Source organism: Pseudomonas deceptionensis (genome assembly GCF_900106095.1).
In the GTDB taxonomy this organism is placed as follows: Bacteria; Pseudomonadota; Gammaproteobacteria; order Pseudomonadales; family Pseudomonadaceae; genus Aquipseudomonas; species Aquipseudomonas deceptionensis.
In genome coordinates, this window is record NZ_FNUD01000002.1 from 497,392 (window position 1) to 517,508 (window position 20,117).

The following is a 20,117-nucleotide window of genomic DNA, read 5'->3' on the forward strand; positions in this document are numbered from 1 at the left end:
ATGTTATTGAAGAATCCAGAACAGCTCGTGGCGCCGAACGGCTTTACGAAAGAACTCATTCCCTCCATAAGGAGATGGCATTCTGCCAGCAACGAGCCGCTGTATCGACCTGCGAAGTCTGCGCTTGAGCGCCGCACGTGGTTGCAGGTCGTGCATCATGCCCAGCGCCATGGCCTTGTCACGCTGCTGCTCAAGGCTTAGCGCCAGGCTGCAAGGGCGCAGGCTGAGCGAGGCATCGAACACCGGCGGGAGGGCAATACCGTCACCACTGCTACCCATCGGCCAGCGATCGTTGTCATGCAGGTGGTTGGCGTAACCGAGGATGGTCTTCGGTTGCCATTCCAGACCTTGCAGGGCCTCAATGACCGCCGCGTGGGCACAGATGTGGTCCGGGTGCGGGTCGATTGAAGGGTGCGGGAGCACAATGACTTCGGGCCGGGCGCGCAGGATCAACGCCCGCAAATCGGCAAGCAGGTTGTGCCAGGTCGGAGCGCCGTCCAGGTCACCGGGCAGCGGGAACGGGTTGAACTGGCGGAACACACGGGTATCGCTCAGGTCAGCCTCTCGCGAAGCCATCGGCTGATCGGGGGCTGCCTGCATCGCTTGCAATTGCAGGCAGAAGTACCCGAGTTGCGCGCAATGGGCTTCAGGCACGCCGGCCCAGCGCGGCACGACCATGCTGTCCCAGGCGCGCAAGCGGCCTTTGAGGCGGGCGGCTTCAGCGCGTTCCAGCCCCATTTGCTGATAATGCTCAGCTTCGATCTCGCCAGCGGTCAGGGTCACAATCCAGGCTTCACGGGCCTGGCTGTACAACCCGAAAGCGGCCAGCTCCGCGTCATCGGCGTGAGGGGCAATCACCATCACCCGCTGATCGCGGTAATCGGGCTGGCGGAACACCCAAAGCTCGGGCTGCCCCATTACGTGGCAAAAACGCCCGCCAATACGCAGTTCTCCACTGACCAGGGCCGAACCCCAGCTGCTCAGATTCAGATAGCGCAGGCCATTGACCCCACGCTCGAAGGTCTGCCGATCCGCCGACTCGCCGCCCGACAGTTGTACGTACGGGTCAAGAAAACGGCCCAACCAGCCACTTTTGACCTTGATCGCCAGGATCAGGGTTTCATCGCCGGCCAGACTCAGCGGCTCATCCAGCACCAGCTTTCCGCCCTCAAGGCGTACTGACGGGCGCTGGCTGTCTGGCGGGAAGCTGTACTGGTAATCGTCTGTGGGGGAGTAGAACAGATGGTCGGCAAACCAGGCCTCATGGGCCACCCAGCCCAGCACCGCCAACAACAGCGGCAGCCACCAGACCAGCAGCACACCGCTGGCAACCAACACCAGCAGGCCAACCAGCAGGCCAATGCGCTTGTTGCGCCGGTGGCGCTTGAGAAGGTGTTGTTTGCGGCTGATGGGCTGGCTCATGGTTTTACTCTTGGGTTTAGTCTCCCTGTGGTGCTGGCTTGCCAGCGCCCACAAGCTGGGCGCTGACTCGTCTCACACCCTGAAGACCGGCACCGGGTTGCACCAACGCTCTTTGTACTCGCGGTCGGCGCGGCCGAACGAGAAACGCAGGGGTTTGTTGACGCTTCGAGCCTGCTCCCAGGCCGACTGGGTGTTGAGGAAGCTCAACACGCTGCCTGGGCTGAAAGCACGGGTTTCGGGGTCAACGCCGCCATTAACGTACTCAACGCTGATCCATTGCGGCGATTCAACCCGATACACCAACTGAATCGCAATAGGCGCGTCATTGAGAAAAATGACCGAACCAATCAGTAATTCGCGCAATAACTCAATCACTTCGGGCATGCGCTCGGCCCCGGTGGCCACAAAGCCCCAGCGCCGCAGAAACAAATCGCAATAAATTGCCGACAGCTCGACGCTGGAAAACTCCGAAACCGGGCGCACAAGGCCACCCGCCTCTTCCAGCAAGCGCAACTCGCGACGCTGGTTGTAGCGGAATTTTTTCGACAGCTCTTCCGGCGTGCGGGCCATGGCCAACTGCTCGGCCTGTGGCTTGAGGGTGCTGAATCGCCCTTCATTAAGCGCCGACAGGTAGCGCCCGCGATGACGCAAAGGGGCTTGGGCGTCGGCGGCCGCAGGCAGGATCAACTCGGCATTGCCCAGGTCGAACAGGCCCTTTTTGCCGTGACGCTTGAGCACGTCCTTGGACAACGCCAGGTCGCGCCCCCAGGTCGGGATCGCCGCCTTCAGCTCCCCGTCCTGCTCCCGGGCCAGATAGCGCACCGGGATACCCGCCAACTGAGCCAGGCGCTCAACCACCAGCGGATGGGTCGCGACACTGCCACCAAAACGCTGCCAGGCATCGGCATAAGTGCCTGCATCGACAACGCTCCAGCCACGCTCGCGCCAGCCTTGGAATCGATTGAGCATCAGGCCCCCGAAGTCAGGTCGGTGACTTGCGGCAACTGCCAGAACGTATCGCGTACGGCCTGATCACTGAACCGCTCATACAGGCGTGCTTGCATCTGCCCGGCGCAGGCCAGGCGCTGCTCATCACTGAGCACCGCCAGATGTTGCAGGCCCTGGGCCAGGTTTTCGGCATCGCCCAGCGGGAACAGGATCCCTACGCCTTCAACCACTTCCTTGGCGCCGCCACATGCGGTGGCCAGCACCGGCACGCCAGCGGCCATGGCTTCGAGGAGCACCATGCCGAAGGGTTCGTGATCGGAGCTGAGGGCAAACACGTCAAAGGCACGGAAGTAACGGCGCGCATCGGGTACCTGGCCCAAAAACAGCACGTGCTCGCTAATCCCGAGTTCCAGCGCCAAGTCTTTAAGGTCTTGCTCCAGACGGCCCTTGCCCATGATTGCCAACTGACTGTCGGCAGGCAGATGGGGGAGCGCCCTGGCAAAGCCCTGAATCAGCGTGGCCTGGTCTTTGTCCGGGTGCAGGCGCCCGACGTTGCCGACAATAAACCCATCGACCGACAGCCCCAGCGCTTCACGCGCCCGGGTGCCGGGTAATTGGGCGGCCTGTACGGCCTCGATATCGATGCGGTTGTAGAGCGTGCTGATACGGCCGGCCGGCCACTTGGGCAGGCACTGGCGCATGTCATCGCGCACCGCATCGGAAACACCGAGCAGGCTCAGGCGTTTGCGAAACAGGTTGGCAAACAGTTTGCGGCTGCGGCGCTGGTAGTCGCCAAACGCGTGATGCACGCCGATCACCGGCAAACCGGTGGCCAACAAGGCGATATAGATCGGCTTGAAGCGATGGGCGATGCAAAAACTGAAATTGCGCGAAGCCGCAATTTTACGCAGCTTGGCGATGGCACCCAGCTTGAGGCCACGAATGGCCTTGGAGCTGAATTCCATGAACAGCACTTCATCGGACGCGCAACCCGCAGCCACCTCGGGGTCGGCCGCCCCGGTCAAAAAGACCGTGGTGACCTTGTACCCGGTGCCGGCAAACAGGCTGGCGTACTGGCGCGCGCAGTCCAGAAACGGCCCGTCATAGCCGTGACAGAACTGCAGTACATGACGCTCAGTCGAGCGATTCATAAGTCTCGGCGCCGTCTTTAACTACCAAAATATCTTCCATGATCAGGTACTGCAGATCGGAACCAAAGAACATGTTCAACGCGTCGGTCGGCGAGCACACCATCGGCTCACCACGACGGTTGAGCGAGGTATTCAGCGACACGCCGTTGCCGGTCAGCACTTCGAGCGCTTTCATCATGTCGTAGTAGCGCGGGTTGTATTCGCGCTTGAGCACCTGGGCGCGGGAGGTGCCATCTTCATGGACAACCTCTGGCACGCGGGATTTCCACTCGTCCGACACTTCAAAGGTGAAGGTCATGAACGGTGCCGGGTGATCGACCTTGATCATCTGCGGCCCCACGGTGTCGAGCATCGACGGGCAGAAAGGCCTCCAGCGCTCACGGAACTTGATTTGTTCGTTGATGCGGTCAGCCACGCCTTCGCTGCTCGGGCAACCGATGATCGAACGACCTCCCAATGCACGCGGACCGAACTCCATGCGGCCCTGGAACCAGGCCACCGGGTTGCCGTCGACCATGATTTTGGCGATCTTCTCCGGGGTGCCCTCGATCTTGCGATACGCAGGCTTGCCCGGGTGACGGGCACAGGCCGCAATCACGTCTTCGTTGCTGTACGCAGGGCCGAGGTAGACGTGTTCCATCTTCTCGACCGGCACGCCGCGAGCGTGGGACACATAGGCCGCCGCACCCACCGCGGTCCCGGCATCGCCGGACGCAGGTTGAACGAACAGTTCTTTGACTTCAGGACGGGCGATGATTTTCTGGTTCAGCTTCACGTTCAACGCGCAGCCGCCCGCAAAGGCCATCTTGCCGGTCTCTTTAAGAATGTCGCCCAGGTAGTAATCGATCATCTGCAGCGACAGTTTTTCAAACAGCGCCTGCATGCTGGCCGCGTAGTGGATGTACGGCTCGTCGGCGATATCGCCTTCGCGCTTTGGCCCCAGCCACTCGATCAGTTTTGGCGAGAAGTAGAAACCCTTGCCGTTCTCTTTGTAACGGCGCAGGCCGATCACGTTGGCGTATTCGGTGTTGATCACCAGCTCGCCGTTTTCAAACGAGGCCAGACGCGAGAAATCGTATTTGCTGGCGTCGCCGTACGGCGCCATGCCCATCACCTTGAACTCGCCGTCCAGCATCTCGAAACCGAGGAACTCGGTAATCGCGCCGTACAGGCCGCCCAGAGAGTCCGGGTCGAAGAATTCCTTGATCTTGGTGATCTTGCCGTTTTCGCCGTAGCCGAAGAACGTTGTGGCGTACTCGCCCTTGCCGTCGATACCCAGGATCGCGGTTTTCTCTTTGAAACCCGAGCAGTGGTAGGCGCTGGAAGCATGAGCCAGGTGATGCTCAACCGGTTCGATCTTGATTTTCTTCGGATCGAAACCCAGCTGCTCAAGGCAGAACACGATTTTGTTGCGATAGCGTTTATAGCGACGGTTGCCCATCAGGATCGCGTCAAGGGCGCGGTCCGGGGCGTACCAGTAGCGCTTGGCGTAATGCCAGCGTGCCTTGCCGAACAAGCTGATCGGCGCGAACGGGATCGCCACTACGTCAACGTCGGAAGGTTTGATACCCGCCTGTTCAAGGCAGAATTTTGCGGATTCGTAGGGCATGCGGTTCTTTGCATGCTTATCACGCACGAAGCGTTCTTCTTCAGCCGCCGCTACCAGCTTGCCGTCGATATAGAGGGCTGCGGAGGGATCATGGCTAAGGGCGCCGGACAGGCCAAGAATCGTCAATGCCACAGGTTGGGCCTCTTTTGAATGCAGGCAGGCGGCGGGCGCCTGAAAAATAATGCGTCCCCCGCAAGGCGAGAAACAGCTAAAGAGCGGGATTATAGCGTAAAGACACCGCAAATGACCCAGCGCGATTTGCCACGCCTCGCACCTGAGCCTGCCAACAACCAATTCTAGATATATGTAAGCCCACCCCCCGAACGTTTAGGGGTTTTCTGTGATTACACCGACGTACGCGTCAACTCACAGGACATACAACATGCCTACCCCCCTCGAAAACCTGAAAAACGCTGAGCACGAGCTGCTTTTGCTCCGCAATGCCTGGCCCAACCTCGATGTGTCACTGGATCACCGCTTGCGGGTGTTTTTCCCGCAACTGCCGGCAGACATCTGCACTGACTTTCTCTTTCTCAATGCACAGGCAGCACCGCAACCCGGACAGTCGCCGACTATCGTCAGCCAGTCAGTGACCTCCCTCATCGATCAGTGCTACATGACCGGAAAGATCCCGACCTTCGCCCAGGGCTCGACCCGGATTTACGCATACGCCTACACCCTGGACGACCATGACCTGGCCGCCGGCATCACCGCCCCGGACCTTGAAAAGTACCTTGAGTTTGTAGTCCGCTCCCCGGAACTGTGTGTGAGGGATGCGTTAAGCGCCTTTTGGCAAACACCCCATGAAGATCTCAACGCACTGACCCCAAAAGACTGGCTGGCACAACTTGCCCAAAAACTGATCCGGGCCGAGGCAACCGTACGCCACGCAGAAACCACTCTCAGCGCCAACACGATGGAAGTCATCAATCAGGTATTACCTGATACCCACTCGCCATCCGCTCAACAGGGGCCCAGCTCCTACGGCTTTTATACGCTGGCATTCACCGGCTCTGACACGCAAAGCGCCAGCACCCTTCACGGTGCATTCGTGATTACCAGCAAAAATCTCCCCCTTGGCTCTGCCGATCCGGGGGACAACCGTGTTGCTCAAGACGCCACCCCGCGATCCGTAGTGCTTTACCTGCCGAACAGCGGCCTGCACGAGTTCGATTCAATCGCGGCGCTCACCCGGGAGCTCAGCACTCGGCTCAAGGACCCTTACCAGCGCGAGGCGCTGCTCGATTGCGTACTGGCAAAACAACGCGTACAGACCATGACCCATGAAAACGTCAGCTACCACCCGGTCGCTGACAATGACGTACCCACGTTCTACTGCAATCAATTGATCCAGAAACAAGAGCACGACCTGCGCCATGCCTGGTCAGTCGCACGTACCCTGAAACAAACCACTTCCCTCGATCAATTATCCGAGTGTGTCGACCAATCCCTGAGCTCAAGCCTGCCCCTCAATCCAGCAAGTATTGTGCGCAACCGCTATACCCGACTGATAGAAAGCCAATTGCCCGACTGGCTGAAAAAAGCCTCAGATGCAGACAAAAGCCAATGGCGGCTGGCGGTTGAGCGGTTGAACCACCAACGGCTGGCGGCGCAGACCGATGACGCCCAGACCCTCGGTGAGATCGGGCGCAAACACACATTGCTGGGCTACGCCCGCCTTGAGTTGCGCCAACAGATCAAAAAAGACCACGGCATAGACGTAGACCCCGACCGTATTTTTATCTCGACCACAGAAGCCCAGCGTACCGGGCCGTTGATAAACCCGATTGGCGGCTCCGGGTTTTCTGCCGGGGTGAGCCTGGACAGGACAGGGCCTGCGATCAGTTACCACACCACACAGCGCAGCCTGAGCGAATTGGCGCTGTCCAACGTAGGCATCTGGGATGTGACCTTCGCCCTGACAGCACAGGTCAAGGATGGCGCGGGCAACAGGCATCCGGTGCTGACCAGCAGCTACCTGAAAACTTTGGTGCGCCAGTTGGACATTGGCGAGAACTATAAAAAAAGGCTCAACGACCTGCTGGTCAACTCCAGACAGGCCCAGTGGCGCAAGGAGCGTTACGTCGCCTTCAAGCAAGCACAACTGAACCTGGACCTGCTTGAAGCCAGACTGTCGGGCACCCTGAACACCGATCAGGCGGCATGGGTCAGGGCCGCGCTGGACCATCCCGCAGAGAGCAGCCGCCCGCACGTCAACGGCGCGCAGATCAAAGTCCATCTACTGATGCTGCGCTACAAACCACTGCCGGGGGTGCTGGTCTTCAGCTCCACCGGCTCGCAGCAATTGCTGTGCTACACCCCCGACGCCCCTGAGAACGGCTGGTTCCAGATCGTCCACTCACGCAATGAGCTGGGCCAGATGCTGACACGCCCGCAATGGCGCAGCTATGTGCAGCGCCGCGTAACGGCAGCACAACAGGCGTATATCAAACCGCTGCTGGAGCAAGGCCTGACCGACACCCACCTGCAGCTCCAGGCCATAAGCCCTAACCTGTTCGAAACGTCTTACGACACCGAAGCCTTGCACGCTATCCGCGATGCAGACGAGCAAACAACCTCGACCTGGGAAAGCAACGTCAACACCGCAACAGATGCGGCACTGACGGCCATCGATATCATCTCGTTCGCGCTACCGACCAAGGTGTTGTTGCCTATCGTGCTGGCACGGTTTATCCACCAGATCCTCAAAGGCCTCGACGCCCTGCAACGGGACGAAAAGAACGAAGCGTTGCTGCATTTCATGGAGTCCATCACCCACCTTACTGACGGAGCATCGGACTTCACCGGCTCTGCAATATTTGGAAAATCGATACGCCAGCGCATCAAGCAGCCCGCTCCTTCGCTAAGCCCGGGAGCCGCCAGCATTGACCCAGGCGTAGGGCTAAGGCTGCGTACGGGGGATAAATACGGTGCAGGAGTCTATGAAGCGTCCGTCAGCAATGGTCAGAATGCTCACTACACCAAAGACCCCCGCGGCAATTTCTACCGCAGCCAGTACGACAACCTGGATGAACTCTGGCGCGCGATGGATGAGCGCAAGCCCGACGCACCGTACAGCATCCCCCTGCGAGAACTCTCGGCCGGGCTTTGGGATGCCGACCTGACCACACCGCTGTTTAAACAAAAAACCGGGATCGAACGAATAATAGAAAAGACCCGGATCAGTGGTGTCGACCTCAACCGCCACACCCCTGACGAGCAGGGCATCTACCGGCTGGGCAACATGCGTTACATCCAGCAAAACGGCATCGTATTTGAGGTCTATAGCGGCTGGCTGGGGCGCACCTGGTACTTGCAACTTTCACGCGGCTCACACAGTGACGCCAGCGAAATTTACAAGGTGCGACGCACTGCCGGGCACTGGGAAATCAAACACAAGCTGGCGGACAACAGCAAGCGCTGGGTACCGTTGGCACGTGATCACACGGGGCTGGCTGTGGACATGCCTGCGGTCAAATACAGCGACTACGACATGCCCGGCGAATACCGGGAAACCCTTGTCGAGATCATTGACAACTACCGCTCCGCCCTGGATGGCGACTATGAGTTTATGGATATCACCTCCAGAAACAGCGCGGCCCATCGGGTGTTCAAAAACCTGAGGGTCAAACTGCTGGCGGATGCAAAAGCCTGGTACCTGACAAAACCTGCAAGACCACGCGTCAATCGCCCGCTACTGCCGAGTAACGTCACACAGCCAGATCTGATTAAACATCTATTCGAGCATTCAGATGGCATCGTCTGGGGGGAAACCCATGCCCACCAATCGGGTAAAAAAATCCTGATTGAAAACATGGCTCAATTCTCTGCAAGCGATGTAAAAACACTCTACCTGGAGCACTTGCAAAGTGACTTTCACCAAAACCTGCTGGATGACTACTTCCAAACCGGAAAAATGCCCTTAAGGCTGGACAGGTTTCTGAAAAATCAAGATCTTGGCCACGGCATTGATCCCACCAGCACTTACACATTCAGCCATTTGGTGCGCGAGGCCAGACGGTACGGCATCCAGATAGTCGCCCTTGATTGTTCGGCCAGTTACTTCCCGAAAGGAACGCCAAGCGAAACGCCCGGGCTGACACGCTATGAAACGTTCAGCTACTTTGCCTCGCGCACCATTGGCGCCCATCAGGCACGCACCGGAGGTCACAAATGGATTGCCCTCACGGGGAACTCCCATGCCAACACCTTTCAAGGTATCCCCGGGCTGGCCGAACTACTGGGCACAGTGGGTGTACGGATATCGGATACGGCCCCGGGCTTGAGCCTTGGAATGCGCATGGACATTGGTGAAATCCTCCCGCCGCTCATGGCATATGAAAGCTACCAGTTTTTGAAAAATGACTACTGGTTGCAGATCGACATTCCAGGCACAAAACCCAAACTGCCTGCGCTCTACATGGCGCAAACCAATAACAGGCTCAAGGATCCGGGCTATTTCCGGTTTGAGAATTCCTCAACCAAAGGCGCGGAGTTGATTCATCGGTCCGGCAACCACGAAATCATTCACACCCCCTTGCAGACCGACCCCGGCGGCCAACTCTTTATCGAGCGCGAAAACTGGTTAACCATCCACAACAAACGTTATGACACGCTCAAAGACCTGATCCATGACTTGCAGGACAACAATATGACGCAAGTGCAGTAACTCCACGCCCCAGGCTCAAGACTCCCAAGCACAGGGACGGCCCCGTCACGTCCCTGTGCTTGTTTTACTGGATATCCCCACCTCAGCCGCTAAACTGCGCGCCCTCTGCTAGCCTCATCCCCCGTTGCCCTGGACGGGTCGCGTCACACGGAATCCCGATTTTGCCCATGAAATTTTTCGCACCTGCACACGTTGCCCTGCTACTGCCCGGCCTCTGCCTGACGCCTCTCGTCTGCGCCGAACCCCTGGAACTGGACCCCAGTGTCATCACCGGCTCGCGCAGCGCCAGCCCCAGCTTTGACCTGCCGTACTCGGTCGACAGCATCAGTCAGGAGCAAATCAAGGACGGCCAGTTAGGCATCAATGCCTCCGAGGTGCTGTCCCGCGTGCCGGGGCTGGTGGTGCAAAACCGTCAGAACTACGCCCAGGACCTGCAAATCTCGTCCCGCGGCTTTGGCGCCCGCTCGGCGTTTGGTGTGCGTGGTATCAAGCTGATTGCTGATGGCATCCCGGCCAGCACCCCGGACGGTCAGGGCCAGGCCGCGACCTTCAACCTCGATACTGCCGAGCGCATCGAAGTGCTGCGCGGCCCGGCGGCCACCCTGTACGGCAGCAACGCCGGTGGCGTGATCCAGATGTTCTCCCGTGACGGCGAAGGCCCGCCTCGTATTGGCGCCGAGACACTGGTCGGCAGCGACGGCCTGAGTAAAAACCACCTCACCGCCGAGGGCGCCACCGATGACGTGGGCTTTGTGCTCGACGCCTCGCGCATGGACACCGACGGCTACCGCGACCACAGCGCCGCGCGCCGCGACCAGACCTTCGCCAAGCTCAACCTCAAGCCCGACGACGACAGCAAGCTGGCGTTGATCTACAGCAGCCTTGAGCAGAATGGCACCCAGGACCCGCTGGGCCAAAGCTGGGACGCCTACAAGGCTGACCCGCGCTCGGTGACGCCAAACGCCCTGACCTACAACACGCGCAAAAGCATCGACCATCAGCAGTTGGGGATGAACTACGAGCGCTATATCGGCGACGCGACCCTGCAGGTCAATGCCTATACCGGCACGCGGAGTGTGATTCAGTATTTGGCGATCCCAAAAACTATAGGGAATCCTCCAAAGCCTAACCCAAGCAATTACCAGGGCGGCGGTGTTGTTCAATTCGACCGTAAGTTCTACGGCGGCAGCCTGCGCTGGCTTCAACCGGTGTATGGCGTGCCGGGTGACCTGACCCTGATCGGCGGCCTGGATTTCGACCAGAGCCAGGATAGCCGCCACGGCTACAACAACTTCATCGGCGACCAACTGGGGGTCAAAGGCGCCATAGTTCGCGACGAAGTCGACACCGCCCGCAGCCTCGACCCGTACGTGCAGGCCAACTGGGCGCTGGGTAACTGGACGGTGCAGACCGGCTTGCGCTACAGCACCATGGAAATGGACGTCGATGATCAGTTCTTGAGCAACGGCGACGACAGCGGCAACAAGCGCTACGAAAAAGCCACGCCGTCGATGAGCGTGATGTACGCCTTCACACCTGAGCTGCATGGTTATGTCAGCGCAGGCAAAGGCTTTGAGACGCCGACTCAGGCCGAGCTGGCGTACTCGCCAAGCGGCCGGGGCTTCAACTTTGGGCTCAAGCCCTCCGAAAGTACCCAATACGAGATGGGCCTCAAAGCCCAGCTAAACAACACACGGATCAATGCGGCGGTGTTCCAGATCACCACTGAAGATGAGCTGGTGGTTGCAAGCAATACTGGCGGGCGCACCACTTACCAAAACGCTGGCCGCACCCTGCGTCGTGGTTTTGAACTGGGGATCGAAAGCCAGCTTAGCGAGCATTGGACCACCACCCTGGCCTATACCCGCCTGCAAGCGACCTACGACAGCGATTTTGTTAGCGGCAGCGGGACTTCAAGAAAAGAAGTCGACAAGGGCAACTACCTGCCGGGCGTGCCGCAGACCACGTTGTTTGCCGAAGTGAACTGGAAACCGGCCGATTGGGTCAGCACGGCGATCGAGGGCATGTACCGCAGCAAGGTCTATGTCGAAGACACCAACACTGCCAAGGCGGCCCCTGCCTATAGCGTGTTCAACTGGCGGGCGAAGTTTGAGCAGAAGGTCGAGCACTGGACCTTCCACCAGACATTGCGCCTGGACAACTTGCTGGACCGTCAGTATGTGGGCTCGGTGATTGTGGCGGACGGCAATAGCCGCTTCTACGAAGCCGCGCCGGGGCGTTCGTGGTATGCGGGGGCCGGGGCGCAGTACAGCTTCTGACAGCCATAACACCATCCCTGTGGGAGCGAGCCTGCTCGCGAAGAGCATTCGCGAGTAGGCTCGCTCCCACAGAAAATACTCCCACAGAAAATCTTGGTCACGCTTCAGTCAGGGTTTTTCGGCAGTCGCCCGTCAATCACCTGATACAGCGCACTGCCTACCGGCCAGTTGCGCATAAAGCGCGCCCGGTCCCGGGCATACGCCGGGGCAAAGCTGCTGCGGGACCGGTGCTGACACATCGAATCCAGATCGATCAGCGCCCAGCGCCCTTCATCCCAGAACACGTTATGACCCTTGAGGTCACCGTGACTGATGCGCTCGCGAAGCAAATCCGCAAACAACCGGTCCAGCGCCACCAGCTCTGCTTCAGGTGCATCGCCGTGCTCAACATAGGGCGCAAAGCGCTCGATGATGTCCGGCCCCGGCAGATACTCGGTCACCAGATACGCTTTGCCGCGCAGCCATAAAAACCGGGTTTCCAGCAGTGCCAGCGGCTTGGGCGTGGCGATACCGAGGAACGCCAGGCGGTTGCCTTCACGCCACGAATGCCAGGCCCGGCTCGGGCGCCAAAAACGTTTGAGCCAATGGGCAAATCCTTTGATGTTGTAGCGTTTGACCACCCATGTGCGGCCCGCCACTTCAACCTTGCCGACACTGGCCGCCCCACCGGTTTTATACAGATGGCTCTGGTCCAGCAGCGCATCGGCATTGGCCAGCACCGGCAGCATCGCGGCCTCTTCTTCGCGGCGAATTGCACGCAAGGCGAAGGCACCACTCTGAACGCTGAACAGCGTGCAATCGCGACCGACCTTGGTCAGGTAGTCATTCATGCGCCAGGCGCGAACCTTCTCGACCTGCTTGAGCAGCGCTTCCAGCGGCAAGGCGTGTTCGCCGTTGCTCAGCAGGTAATGCACCAGCAGCTCTTCGATAAACGGCTCAAGGGTCTTTGGCAGTTGAGCAAAAAACACCCCGAGGTTTTCCAGCACTTTTTGCCGGGACAGCGGTTTGCCCGCCTCTTCGGCACAAATACCCGCACCGTCGATCAAGTACAGCTGACCGTTGTGGCGCAGCAGGTTGTCCAGGTGCAAGTCTTCTTGCCACAAGCCCTTGAGGTGCATCTGGCCGATGGCCGTGAGCGCCTCGGCCAGGACCGCTTGCTGCTCATCAGCCAGCACCGGCAAGCCCTGCACCGCTTTCCACGCCTGGTCCAGGCTCTGGGCATCTTCCAGAAACTCGAACAACAACCAGCCGCCTTCGCCTTCCTGCAAGCCATCAGCCAGCAGTAACGGTGTGGTCAGGCCTTGCTTGGCCAACAGCCGCACACCGGTCAGTTCGCGCTCGAAGTTGCGTGCCGCCTTGCTGCCCACCAACAATTTGGCCAGCACCGGTCGCCCGCGCCATACGCCGGCACCGACATAACGCTGGCCGGGCAACACGCGCAACAAGGTCAGCAATTGCAGTTGCGCGGGCCCGGCCGCGTCGGCCAGTTCCAGGCTGATCGGCAAGCCCGGCGTACGCCCGGCTTTTTGCAGTTCGGACAAACGCATCAGCGGGTCTCCTTGTGACTGCGGCGCACATTCAAACGCTTGAACCATGCATCCACCAGGCCGCTGCCTGCCGGTTGCTCCAGATACGCCGCGAGCAAGGCACGCACATCGGCCTCAGTCCAGACATGGGCCCGGCGCAGCAACGGCTCGATATCCTTGACCCGGTCACGCTGGCCCAGCAGCAATGGCCGGGTTTTCTCCAGATCGATCAGCTGGGCACGATAGCCAGCGCCATCGGGCTGCAAGAAGATGTGCTTGGGGTAGAAACAGCCATGCACCTGGCGCACCGCGTGCAGGCGCCGCGCCAGTTGGCCACAGGCCTGTAAAATCGCTTGCTGCTGCTCATCGCTCAACTGCGACCATTGCTCCAGCAGCGAGTCGAGGTCATTCCAGCCGTCCAGCGCACGCGTCACCAGGATCGCCCGGCGTTCGCCCGGGATCTTGCGCTCACCAAAAAACACGGCCTCCAGCGCTGGAATACCCATCTGCCGGTAGCGCTGAATATTACGAAATTCGCGGGCAAAACTCGGTTCACCGAGCGGGCTGTGCAAGGTACGGGTCAGGTAGTTGCTTTGGCGCTTGAGGTAAAAGCCCTGGCCTTCCAGATCCATGCGAAACACGCTGCTCCAGCCGCCACCGCTGGTGTTGGGCTCGTCCACCGCTTCCAGTTGCACGGCCCACAACGCGTCGAAATCAGCCAGCCCGTTGCGCTCAAGCAAAGCCCGGTCCGCGTCGGCTACAAAATCAGTCATTCCCGGCCCTCAAAAAAACGCACCACATGGCGGACACGTTCCTTGTCCGCCGCATTGAGCTTGGTGCGCCCGGTGTATTGGAAATAAAAGCGTAAGCGCTGGGTGTAGGACAAATGGTACTTGGCCACTTTGTCGAGGCACGCCAGGTCTTTGGTGATGCGGTACTTGAGCCAGAAACCACGCCAGAAATCACCGTTCGGGCAGTCGATCAAGAACAGTTTTGGCTGATGATCGACCAGCAGGTTGCGCCACTTCAGGTCGTTATGCGTGAAGCGATGGCCGTGCATGGTCTTGGTATAGCGCGCCAGTTGGCGGCTGATGCAATCGACCCAGGTACGGTCCTTGAGCAACGGATCATGGTTGTCCGCAAGGTCCGACAAATCGCGGGTATTGGGCAACTCGCGAGTGATCATGGCGCCACGGGAGTAGGCAAAGCCACTGCGCTCAAGGCCCCAGGCCACAACTTCGGCCGTAGGAATGCCCCACTTGGCGAAACGCTTGAGGTTTTGCCATTCGGACTTGACCCGGGGGCGGCCCAGGTAGCGGCGCAATCCCTTGCCCGCACCGGTGTAGCGCTTGACGTAGTAATTGACGCCATCACGCTCGACACGAATCACTTCAGACAACGGGTCGCGGGTCAGGTGCACGCCCTCCAGGGCAAACACCGCCTCCAGACTGCCAAAGTCAGAAGCGAGTGCACTGTAAGCCGGTTCCAGATTCCAACCCGCCATTACAGTGCATCTCCATAACGCAGTTTGCGTTCGTAGAGTTTGCTCGCCTTGCCTTCCAGCCACGCCAGCAGGCGGGCCTCTTCGCGCAGGATCTGGCGCAGCGGCATCTGGAAGTAACCGCGCAGGAATCGCAGTTTGTCCCGTTGCGTCAGGCCGATATCCAGTGCAGAAAAGTACAGGGCCGCCAGGTCCTTGTTGCGCCAGCGCTTGCTGATGACCGTGCGGACCTGCGCACGGTGCAGGTCAATGACCGACAGGCGCAAGTCCTGGGCCGTGACCGGTTTGTCGGTGTGCAGCAAAAAGTGACAGATGTAGCAGTCGCGATGGTTAACCCCGGCGCGGTGCATCATGCCGGTCATGCGCGCCACTTCGGCGATCAGCGCATGCTTGAGTTTTGGCGGCGGCGGCTGCTTGACCCAATTGAGGCTGAAGTCTTCAAGGCTGACTGTCGGGGCCAGTTCTTCGGTGATGATGAACGAGTGCTGCGCAGCCGGGTTGCTGCCCTTTTCGCCGTAAGCAACGGCTGTCATGGTGGGTACACCGACTTCGTGCAAACGCTCGATCGCCCGCCACTCCTGGCCTGCGCCGAGCACCGGCAACTTGGCCGTCAGCAGGTTTTTGAGCACTTCACCCCAGCCAATGCCACGGTGGACTTTCACGAAAAAACCGTGCCCGTCGACTTCGGTACGCAAGGTACGCCGGCCGTCCAGCTCACGGTAAACCTCGCCCTCCAGGCGCTCGACTTCGGTGAACGCATCGCGTCCCGCCCACAAGCTCTTGAACGGTTCGGCAAGAATCAGTTTCATCAGTGTTGCTCCGCCAGAATCACATCCGCAGCGTGCTGCGGCATGCTGTAGAGGTCGGCCGTCTGTGCGTAGGCCAGGCCATTTTGGCTCCAGGCCGCGCGCGCAGCATCGTCGGACAACATGTGTGTCAGGTATTCATTGAGTTGCGCCTGCTCGAACGGCTCGTCCAGTACCCGGCCACAATCAGCGTCGCTGATGTAATGGGCGTAACCGCAAACAGCGCTGACCAGCACCGGCAAACCTGCGACCAGTGCTTCAAGCAGCACGGTGCCGGTGTTTTCGTTGTAGGCCGGGTGAATCAACAGGTCCGCGCCCAACAGGAAACGCGGGATATCGCTGCGGCCCTTGAGGAACTGCAAGTGATCACCCAGCCCCAATGTGGCGCTCTGCAATTGAAAGACTTTAGGGTCGTCCTGACCAATGACAAATAATTTAGTGCGCTTTTTAAGCTCGGCAGGCAACGCTGCCAGGGCTTTAAGGCTGCGATCCACGCCCTTAGTCTTGAACCCGGAGCCGATCTGCACCAACAGCAGGTCGTCGTCTGCCAGCTTGAATTCGCGGCGAAACTCGGCCCGAATCTCGGCCGCATTGGCCGGTGCACGACGGTCCAGCGCAATACCCGGCGGCAGCAGATGAAAACGCTCCAACGGGGTGTCGTAATGCTTGATGAACAGCGGCTGCTGGACTTCGGAAATCATCAGGATTTCAGTCTTGGCGTTCTTGTCGAACACCGCCCGCTCGTATTCAGCAAAGTGTTTGTAACGCTTGAAGAAGCGATAAAACGAATGGCGCAGGTTTTGCGCCTTGTCTTCAAAACAGCCGTCGGCCGCGTAATACACGTCCAGACCCGGCATTTTGTTGAAGCCAATCAGACGGTCCACCGGGCGCTTGGCCAGGTCGGCCTGCATCCAGGCGAGCATTTTTTCGTTGCGGGTATGGTTGTGAAACGCCTTGACCGGCGCCACCAGCACTTCAAAACCCGGCGGGATGTCACCTTCCCAGATCATCGTGTACACACGGATCTGGTGCCCGCGTTTCTGACATTCCAGCGCAATGCGCATGAAGTCGCGTTGCAGCCCGCCAAACGGGAAATATTTGTACAGCACAAAAGCCAGTTGCATCAGCGCAGTTCCTCAGCCAGTAACAACGTGCTTAATCGACTCGCGACACGCTCAGGGTTCAAACGGGTAAAGCACAACGGCCACTCGTTTTTCAGATCAAACCGCTGCTGGTCCTGTGCAGTCGGAGTGTAGGTGCATTTTTTCTGCAGGCACGGCGCGCATGGAAAATCGCTGGCCAGGTGGATTTGCACCTTGCCATAGGCGCCGGTGAGCCCCGGGTTGGTGGGGCCAAACAGGGAGATGGTCGGCACATCCAGTGCAGCCGCCAAATGCCCCAGCCCGGTATCGACCGCTACGCAAGCGCTGGCGCTGGCCAGTACCTTGGCAACCCCCGCCAGATTCAGCTTGGGCAGTACCACGGCATTGTTCAGGCCGCTGGCGATGCGTTCGGCACGGGCCTTCTCAGCCGGATTGCCCCACGGCAAGCGTACTTCGACACCCATGTGCCCCATGCGCAGGGCCAGGTCGCGCCAGTACACTTCGGGCCAGTGTTTGGTGTCCCACGTGGTGCCGTGCAAAAACAGTACGTAAGGCTTCTTGCGCGGCAACTCAATCAGGCGCTCAACGTCGAGGCCGTAATCGCCCAGCCCTTTGGGCAGGTCGTAACCCAACGCCACCGCAAACAGCTGGCGCAAACGCTCAACCGCGTGCTGCCCACGAGCCACGGCCAGACGACGCTGATAAAAGCGGCTGGCCAGAGGTTCACGGGCTGAGTCTTTATCCAGACCGGCCACCGGGGCTTTCACGTAACGGGTCAGCCAGGCGCTTTTGACCAGGCCTTGAGCGTCGATCACCAGATCGTATTTCTCGGCGCGCAGGCTTTGCTTGAAGCGTCGCCACTCACCGCTCTTGATGGTTTCCCAGATGTTTTTGCGCCAGCGGCGGATCGCCACAGGAATGACTTTGCCCACCGCCGGGTGCCAGGTCGGGATTTCGGCAAAGCCTTCTTCCACGACCCAGTCAAAGGTGATGCCCGGGATCGCCCGCGCCGCATCGGTCAACGCGGGCAAGGCATGGATCACATCCCCAAGGGATGAGGTTTTGACCAACAGAACACGCACTTAATGGACCTCGACCGGTGAGCCCTGCAAACGCTGCAAGGCTTCAACCACCGGCTGCGGCATCAGTTCGCGCAAGCAGTTGTAGTGGCCAAAACGGCAGGTGCGGTCAAAACACGGGCTGCATTCGAGCCCCAGACGCACGATTTCGACCTTGTCGGCCAAAGGCGGGGTAAAGCCCGGCGATGTGGAGCCATACACCGCCACCAGCGGGCGGTTCAGCGCGGCAGCCACGTGCATCAGCCCCGAATCGTTGGACACCACGGCGTCGGCGCACGACAACAGGTCGATGGCTTCAGCCAGCGAAGTCTCGCCGCTGAGGTTGACCGACTCTTCGCGCAGGCCCGGGATCAGCCGCGAGCGGATGTCTTCGCCCACTGCGTGATCGTTTTTGGAGCCGAACAGCCACACCTGCCAACCTTCGCGGATCTTTTGCTCGGCGACTTTGGCGTAATGCTCAGACGGCCAGCGCTTGGACTCGCCAAACTCGGCACCCGGGCACAGCGCCAGCACCGGACGGTCCAGCGCCAGGCCGAACTTGGTCAGCGCCGCATCGCGGCTTTGCGGGTCAATCTGCAAATCAGGTCGCGGGTACGGTTTTGGCAGGTCAGCCCCCGGTTCATAAGCCAGGGCCATAAAGCGCTCGATCATCAACGGGTAGCGTTCTTTATCGAGCTTGCGCACGTCGTTAAGCAGGCCGTAGCGGAACTCGCCAAGCCAGCCGGTGCGTTTCGCGATACCCGCAAAAAACGGCACAAGGGCCGATTTGAGCGAGTTGGGCAGCAAAATGGCCTGATCGTACTGGCCCTTGAGGGACTTGCCGATCTTGCGTCGCGTGGCCAGTTCGAGCGCGCCGTGGCCGAGCGGAAAGCTCAAGGCCTTGCGAACTTCAGGCATGCGCTCAAGGATGGGCCGGCTCCACTCGGGGGCCAACACATCGATTTCGCACTGCGGGTGGCGCTGTTTGAGGCACTGGAACAGTGTCTGCGCCATCACCATGTCACCGACCCAGCTGGGCCCAACGATCAAAATATTCATAAGTTTCCATAAACAAGCAAGGGAGGCATTCGCCTCCCTGCTGTGATGCCATATCGCTTTATTTGACCAGTGTACGCCACTCTGGGTGGTCCGTAGTCTTGCCGGTCACCAGGTCAAAGTAAGCCTTTTGCAGTTTTTCGGTGATCGGGCCACGACGGCCAATACCGATATGACGCCCGTCGACTTCGCGAATCGGCGTTACTTCAGCGGCAGTGCCGGTAAAGAACGCTTCGTCGGCGATATACACCTCGTCGCGGGTGATGCGTTTTTCAACAAACTTGTACCCAAGCTCAGTGGCCAGGGTCAGGATCGTGCTGCGGGTGATGCCGTTCAGGCAGGCCGTCACGTCCGGGGTGTAAATCACGCCGTCCTTGACCAGGAATACGTTTTCGCCCGAGCCTTCAGCGACGAAACCTTCAGGGTCCAGCAACAGCGCTTCGTCGGCACCGCCGGAAATCGCTTCCTGCAGGGCCAGCATCGAGTTGATGTAGTGACCGTTGGCCTTGGCCCGGGTCATGGAAATGTTCACGTGGTGACGGGTAAAGGAGCTGGTGCGCACCTTGATCCCGACTTCCAGCGCTTCGGCGCCCATGTAGGCACCCCAGCTCCATGGCGCGATGATCACGTGGACCTTGAGGCCAGTGGCGCGCAGGCCCATGGCTTCAGATCCGTAGAACACCATCGGGCGAATGTAGGCGCTGTCGAGGTTGTTTTCACGCACCGCGAGGCGGGTCGCTTCGTTGATTTCGTCTTTGCTGAACGGGATCTTCATGCCCATGATGTGGGCCGAATCGAACAGGCGGTCAGTGTGCGCCTGCAAGCGGAAAATCGCCGCGCCCTGCGGGGTTTCGTAAGCGCGCACACCTTCAAACACGCCCATGCCGTAGTGTAGGGTATGGGTCAGCACGTGGGTGGTCGCATCGCGCCACGGCACCAGCTTGCCGTCATACCAGATCACACCATCACGATCAGCCATCGACATCATT

14 protein-coding genes are annotated in these 20,117 nt (G+C 59.6%); 2 read left to right on the top strand and 12 right to left on the bottom strand.

The annotated features are described in order from the left end of the window. Positions 1 to 3: 3 nt before the first annotated feature. From BLW11_RS02115 to BLW11_RS02130, 4 genes are all read right to left on the bottom strand, one after another. Positions 4 to 1,422 carry a PIG-L deacetylase family protein gene (locus tag BLW11_RS02115; RefSeq protein WP_048360369.1) on the bottom strand — a complete coding sequence of 473 codons (1,419 nt, stop codon included), beginning with the start codon at positions 1,420 to 1,422 and terminating at the stop codon, positions 4 to 6. A 72-nt stretch (positions 1,423 to 1,494) separates the two neighbouring features. Then, on the bottom strand, positions 1,495 to 2,391 hold the full coding sequence (locus tag BLW11_RS02120; protein WP_048360370.1) for an antimicrobial resistance protein Mig-14: 897 nt from the start codon (positions 2,389 to 2,391) through the stop codon (positions 1,495 to 1,497). Next, complete coding sequence (locus tag BLW11_RS02125) at positions 2,391 to 3,521, bottom strand: glycosyltransferase (protein WP_048360371.1); 1,131 nt, start codon at positions 3,519 to 3,521, stop codon at positions 2,391 to 2,393. Before BLW11_RS02125 ends, BLW11_RS02120 begins: the two co-directional genes overlap by 1 nt. After that, positions 3,505 to 5,262: a carbamoyltransferase family protein gene (locus BLW11_RS02130; protein WP_048360372.1), complete on the bottom strand. Its 1,758-nt coding sequence runs from the start codon at positions 5,260 to 5,262 to the stop codon at positions 3,505 to 3,507. The genes BLW11_RS02125 and BLW11_RS02130 overlap by 17 nt, the downstream gene beginning before the upstream one ends. A gap of 250 nt (positions 5,263 to 5,512) precedes the next feature. On the opposite strand from BLW11_RS02130, the gene BLW11_RS02135 reads away from it, so the two are divergent. Beyond that, the gene (locus BLW11_RS02135; protein WP_048360373.1) at positions 5,513 to 9,799 is read left to right on the top strand and encodes a membrane-targeted effector domain-containing toxin; all 4,287 of its coding nucleotides are present in this window, start codon (positions 5,513 to 5,515) and stop codon (positions 9,797 to 9,799) included. Between the two features lie 167 nt (positions 9,800 to 9,966). Further along, positions 9,967 to 12,078 carry a TonB-dependent receptor family protein gene (locus BLW11_RS02140; RefSeq protein ID WP_048360374.1) on the top strand — a complete coding sequence of 704 codons (2,112 nt, stop codon included), beginning with the start codon at positions 9,967 to 9,969 and terminating at the stop codon, positions 12,076 to 12,078. A gap of 104 nt (positions 12,079 to 12,182) precedes the next feature. Here BLW11_RS02140 and BLW11_RS02145 read toward each other — a convergent pair whose 3' ends face one another. From BLW11_RS02145 to BLW11_RS02180, 8 genes are read right to left on the bottom strand one after another with little or no spacing between them, the layout of a single operon-like run. Further along, entirely contained in the window at positions 12,183 to 13,625 is a 1,443-nt protein-coding gene (locus BLW11_RS02145) for a lipopolysaccharide kinase InaA family protein (protein WP_048360375.1), read from the bottom strand. Then, positions 13,625 to 14,377: a lipopolysaccharide kinase InaA family protein gene (locus tag BLW11_RS02150; protein WP_048360376.1), complete on the bottom strand. Its 753-nt coding sequence runs from the start codon at positions 14,375 to 14,377 to the stop codon at positions 13,625 to 13,627. Before BLW11_RS02150 ends, BLW11_RS02145 begins: the two co-directional genes overlap by 1 nt. Beyond that, positions 14,374 to 15,108 carry a lipopolysaccharide kinase InaA family protein gene (locus BLW11_RS02155; RefSeq protein ID WP_048360377.1) on the bottom strand — a complete coding sequence of 245 codons (735 nt, stop codon included), beginning with the start codon at positions 15,106 to 15,108 and terminating at the stop codon, positions 14,374 to 14,376. Before BLW11_RS02155 ends, BLW11_RS02150 begins: the two co-directional genes overlap by 4 nt. Then, positions 15,108 to 15,914 (bottom strand): lipopolysaccharide core heptose(I) kinase RfaP, encoded by an 807-nt coding sequence (gene rfaP, locus BLW11_RS02160; RefSeq protein ID WP_048360378.1) that lies wholly within the window; start codon positions 15,912 to 15,914, stop codon positions 15,108 to 15,110. The genes BLW11_RS02155 and rfaP overlap by 1 nt, the downstream gene beginning before the upstream one ends. Further along, complete coding sequence (locus tag BLW11_RS02165; RefSeq protein WP_048360379.1) at positions 15,914 to 17,035, bottom strand: glycosyltransferase family 4 protein; 1,122 nt, start codon at positions 17,033 to 17,035, stop codon at positions 15,914 to 15,916. The genes rfaP and BLW11_RS02165 overlap by 1 nt, the downstream gene beginning before the upstream one ends. Next, on the bottom strand, positions 17,035 to 18,096 hold the full coding sequence (waaC, locus tag BLW11_RS02170) for a lipopolysaccharide heptosyltransferase I (protein WP_048360380.1): 1,062 nt from the start codon (positions 18,094 to 18,096) through the stop codon (positions 17,035 to 17,037). The genes BLW11_RS02165 and waaC overlap by 1 nt, the downstream gene beginning before the upstream one ends. Beyond that, positions 18,097 to 19,131, bottom strand: a complete 1,035-nt coding sequence (waaF, locus tag BLW11_RS02175) for a lipopolysaccharide heptosyltransferase II (protein ID WP_048360381.1) — start codon at positions 19,129 to 19,131, stop codon at positions 18,097 to 18,099. Between the two features lie 58 nt (positions 19,132 to 19,189). Beyond that, complete coding sequence (locus tag BLW11_RS02180; protein ID WP_048360382.1) at positions 19,190 to 20,113, bottom strand: branched-chain amino acid transaminase; 924 nt, start codon at positions 20,111 to 20,113, stop codon at positions 19,190 to 19,192. Between the last annotated feature and the right edge of the window lie 4 nt (positions 20,114 to 20,117).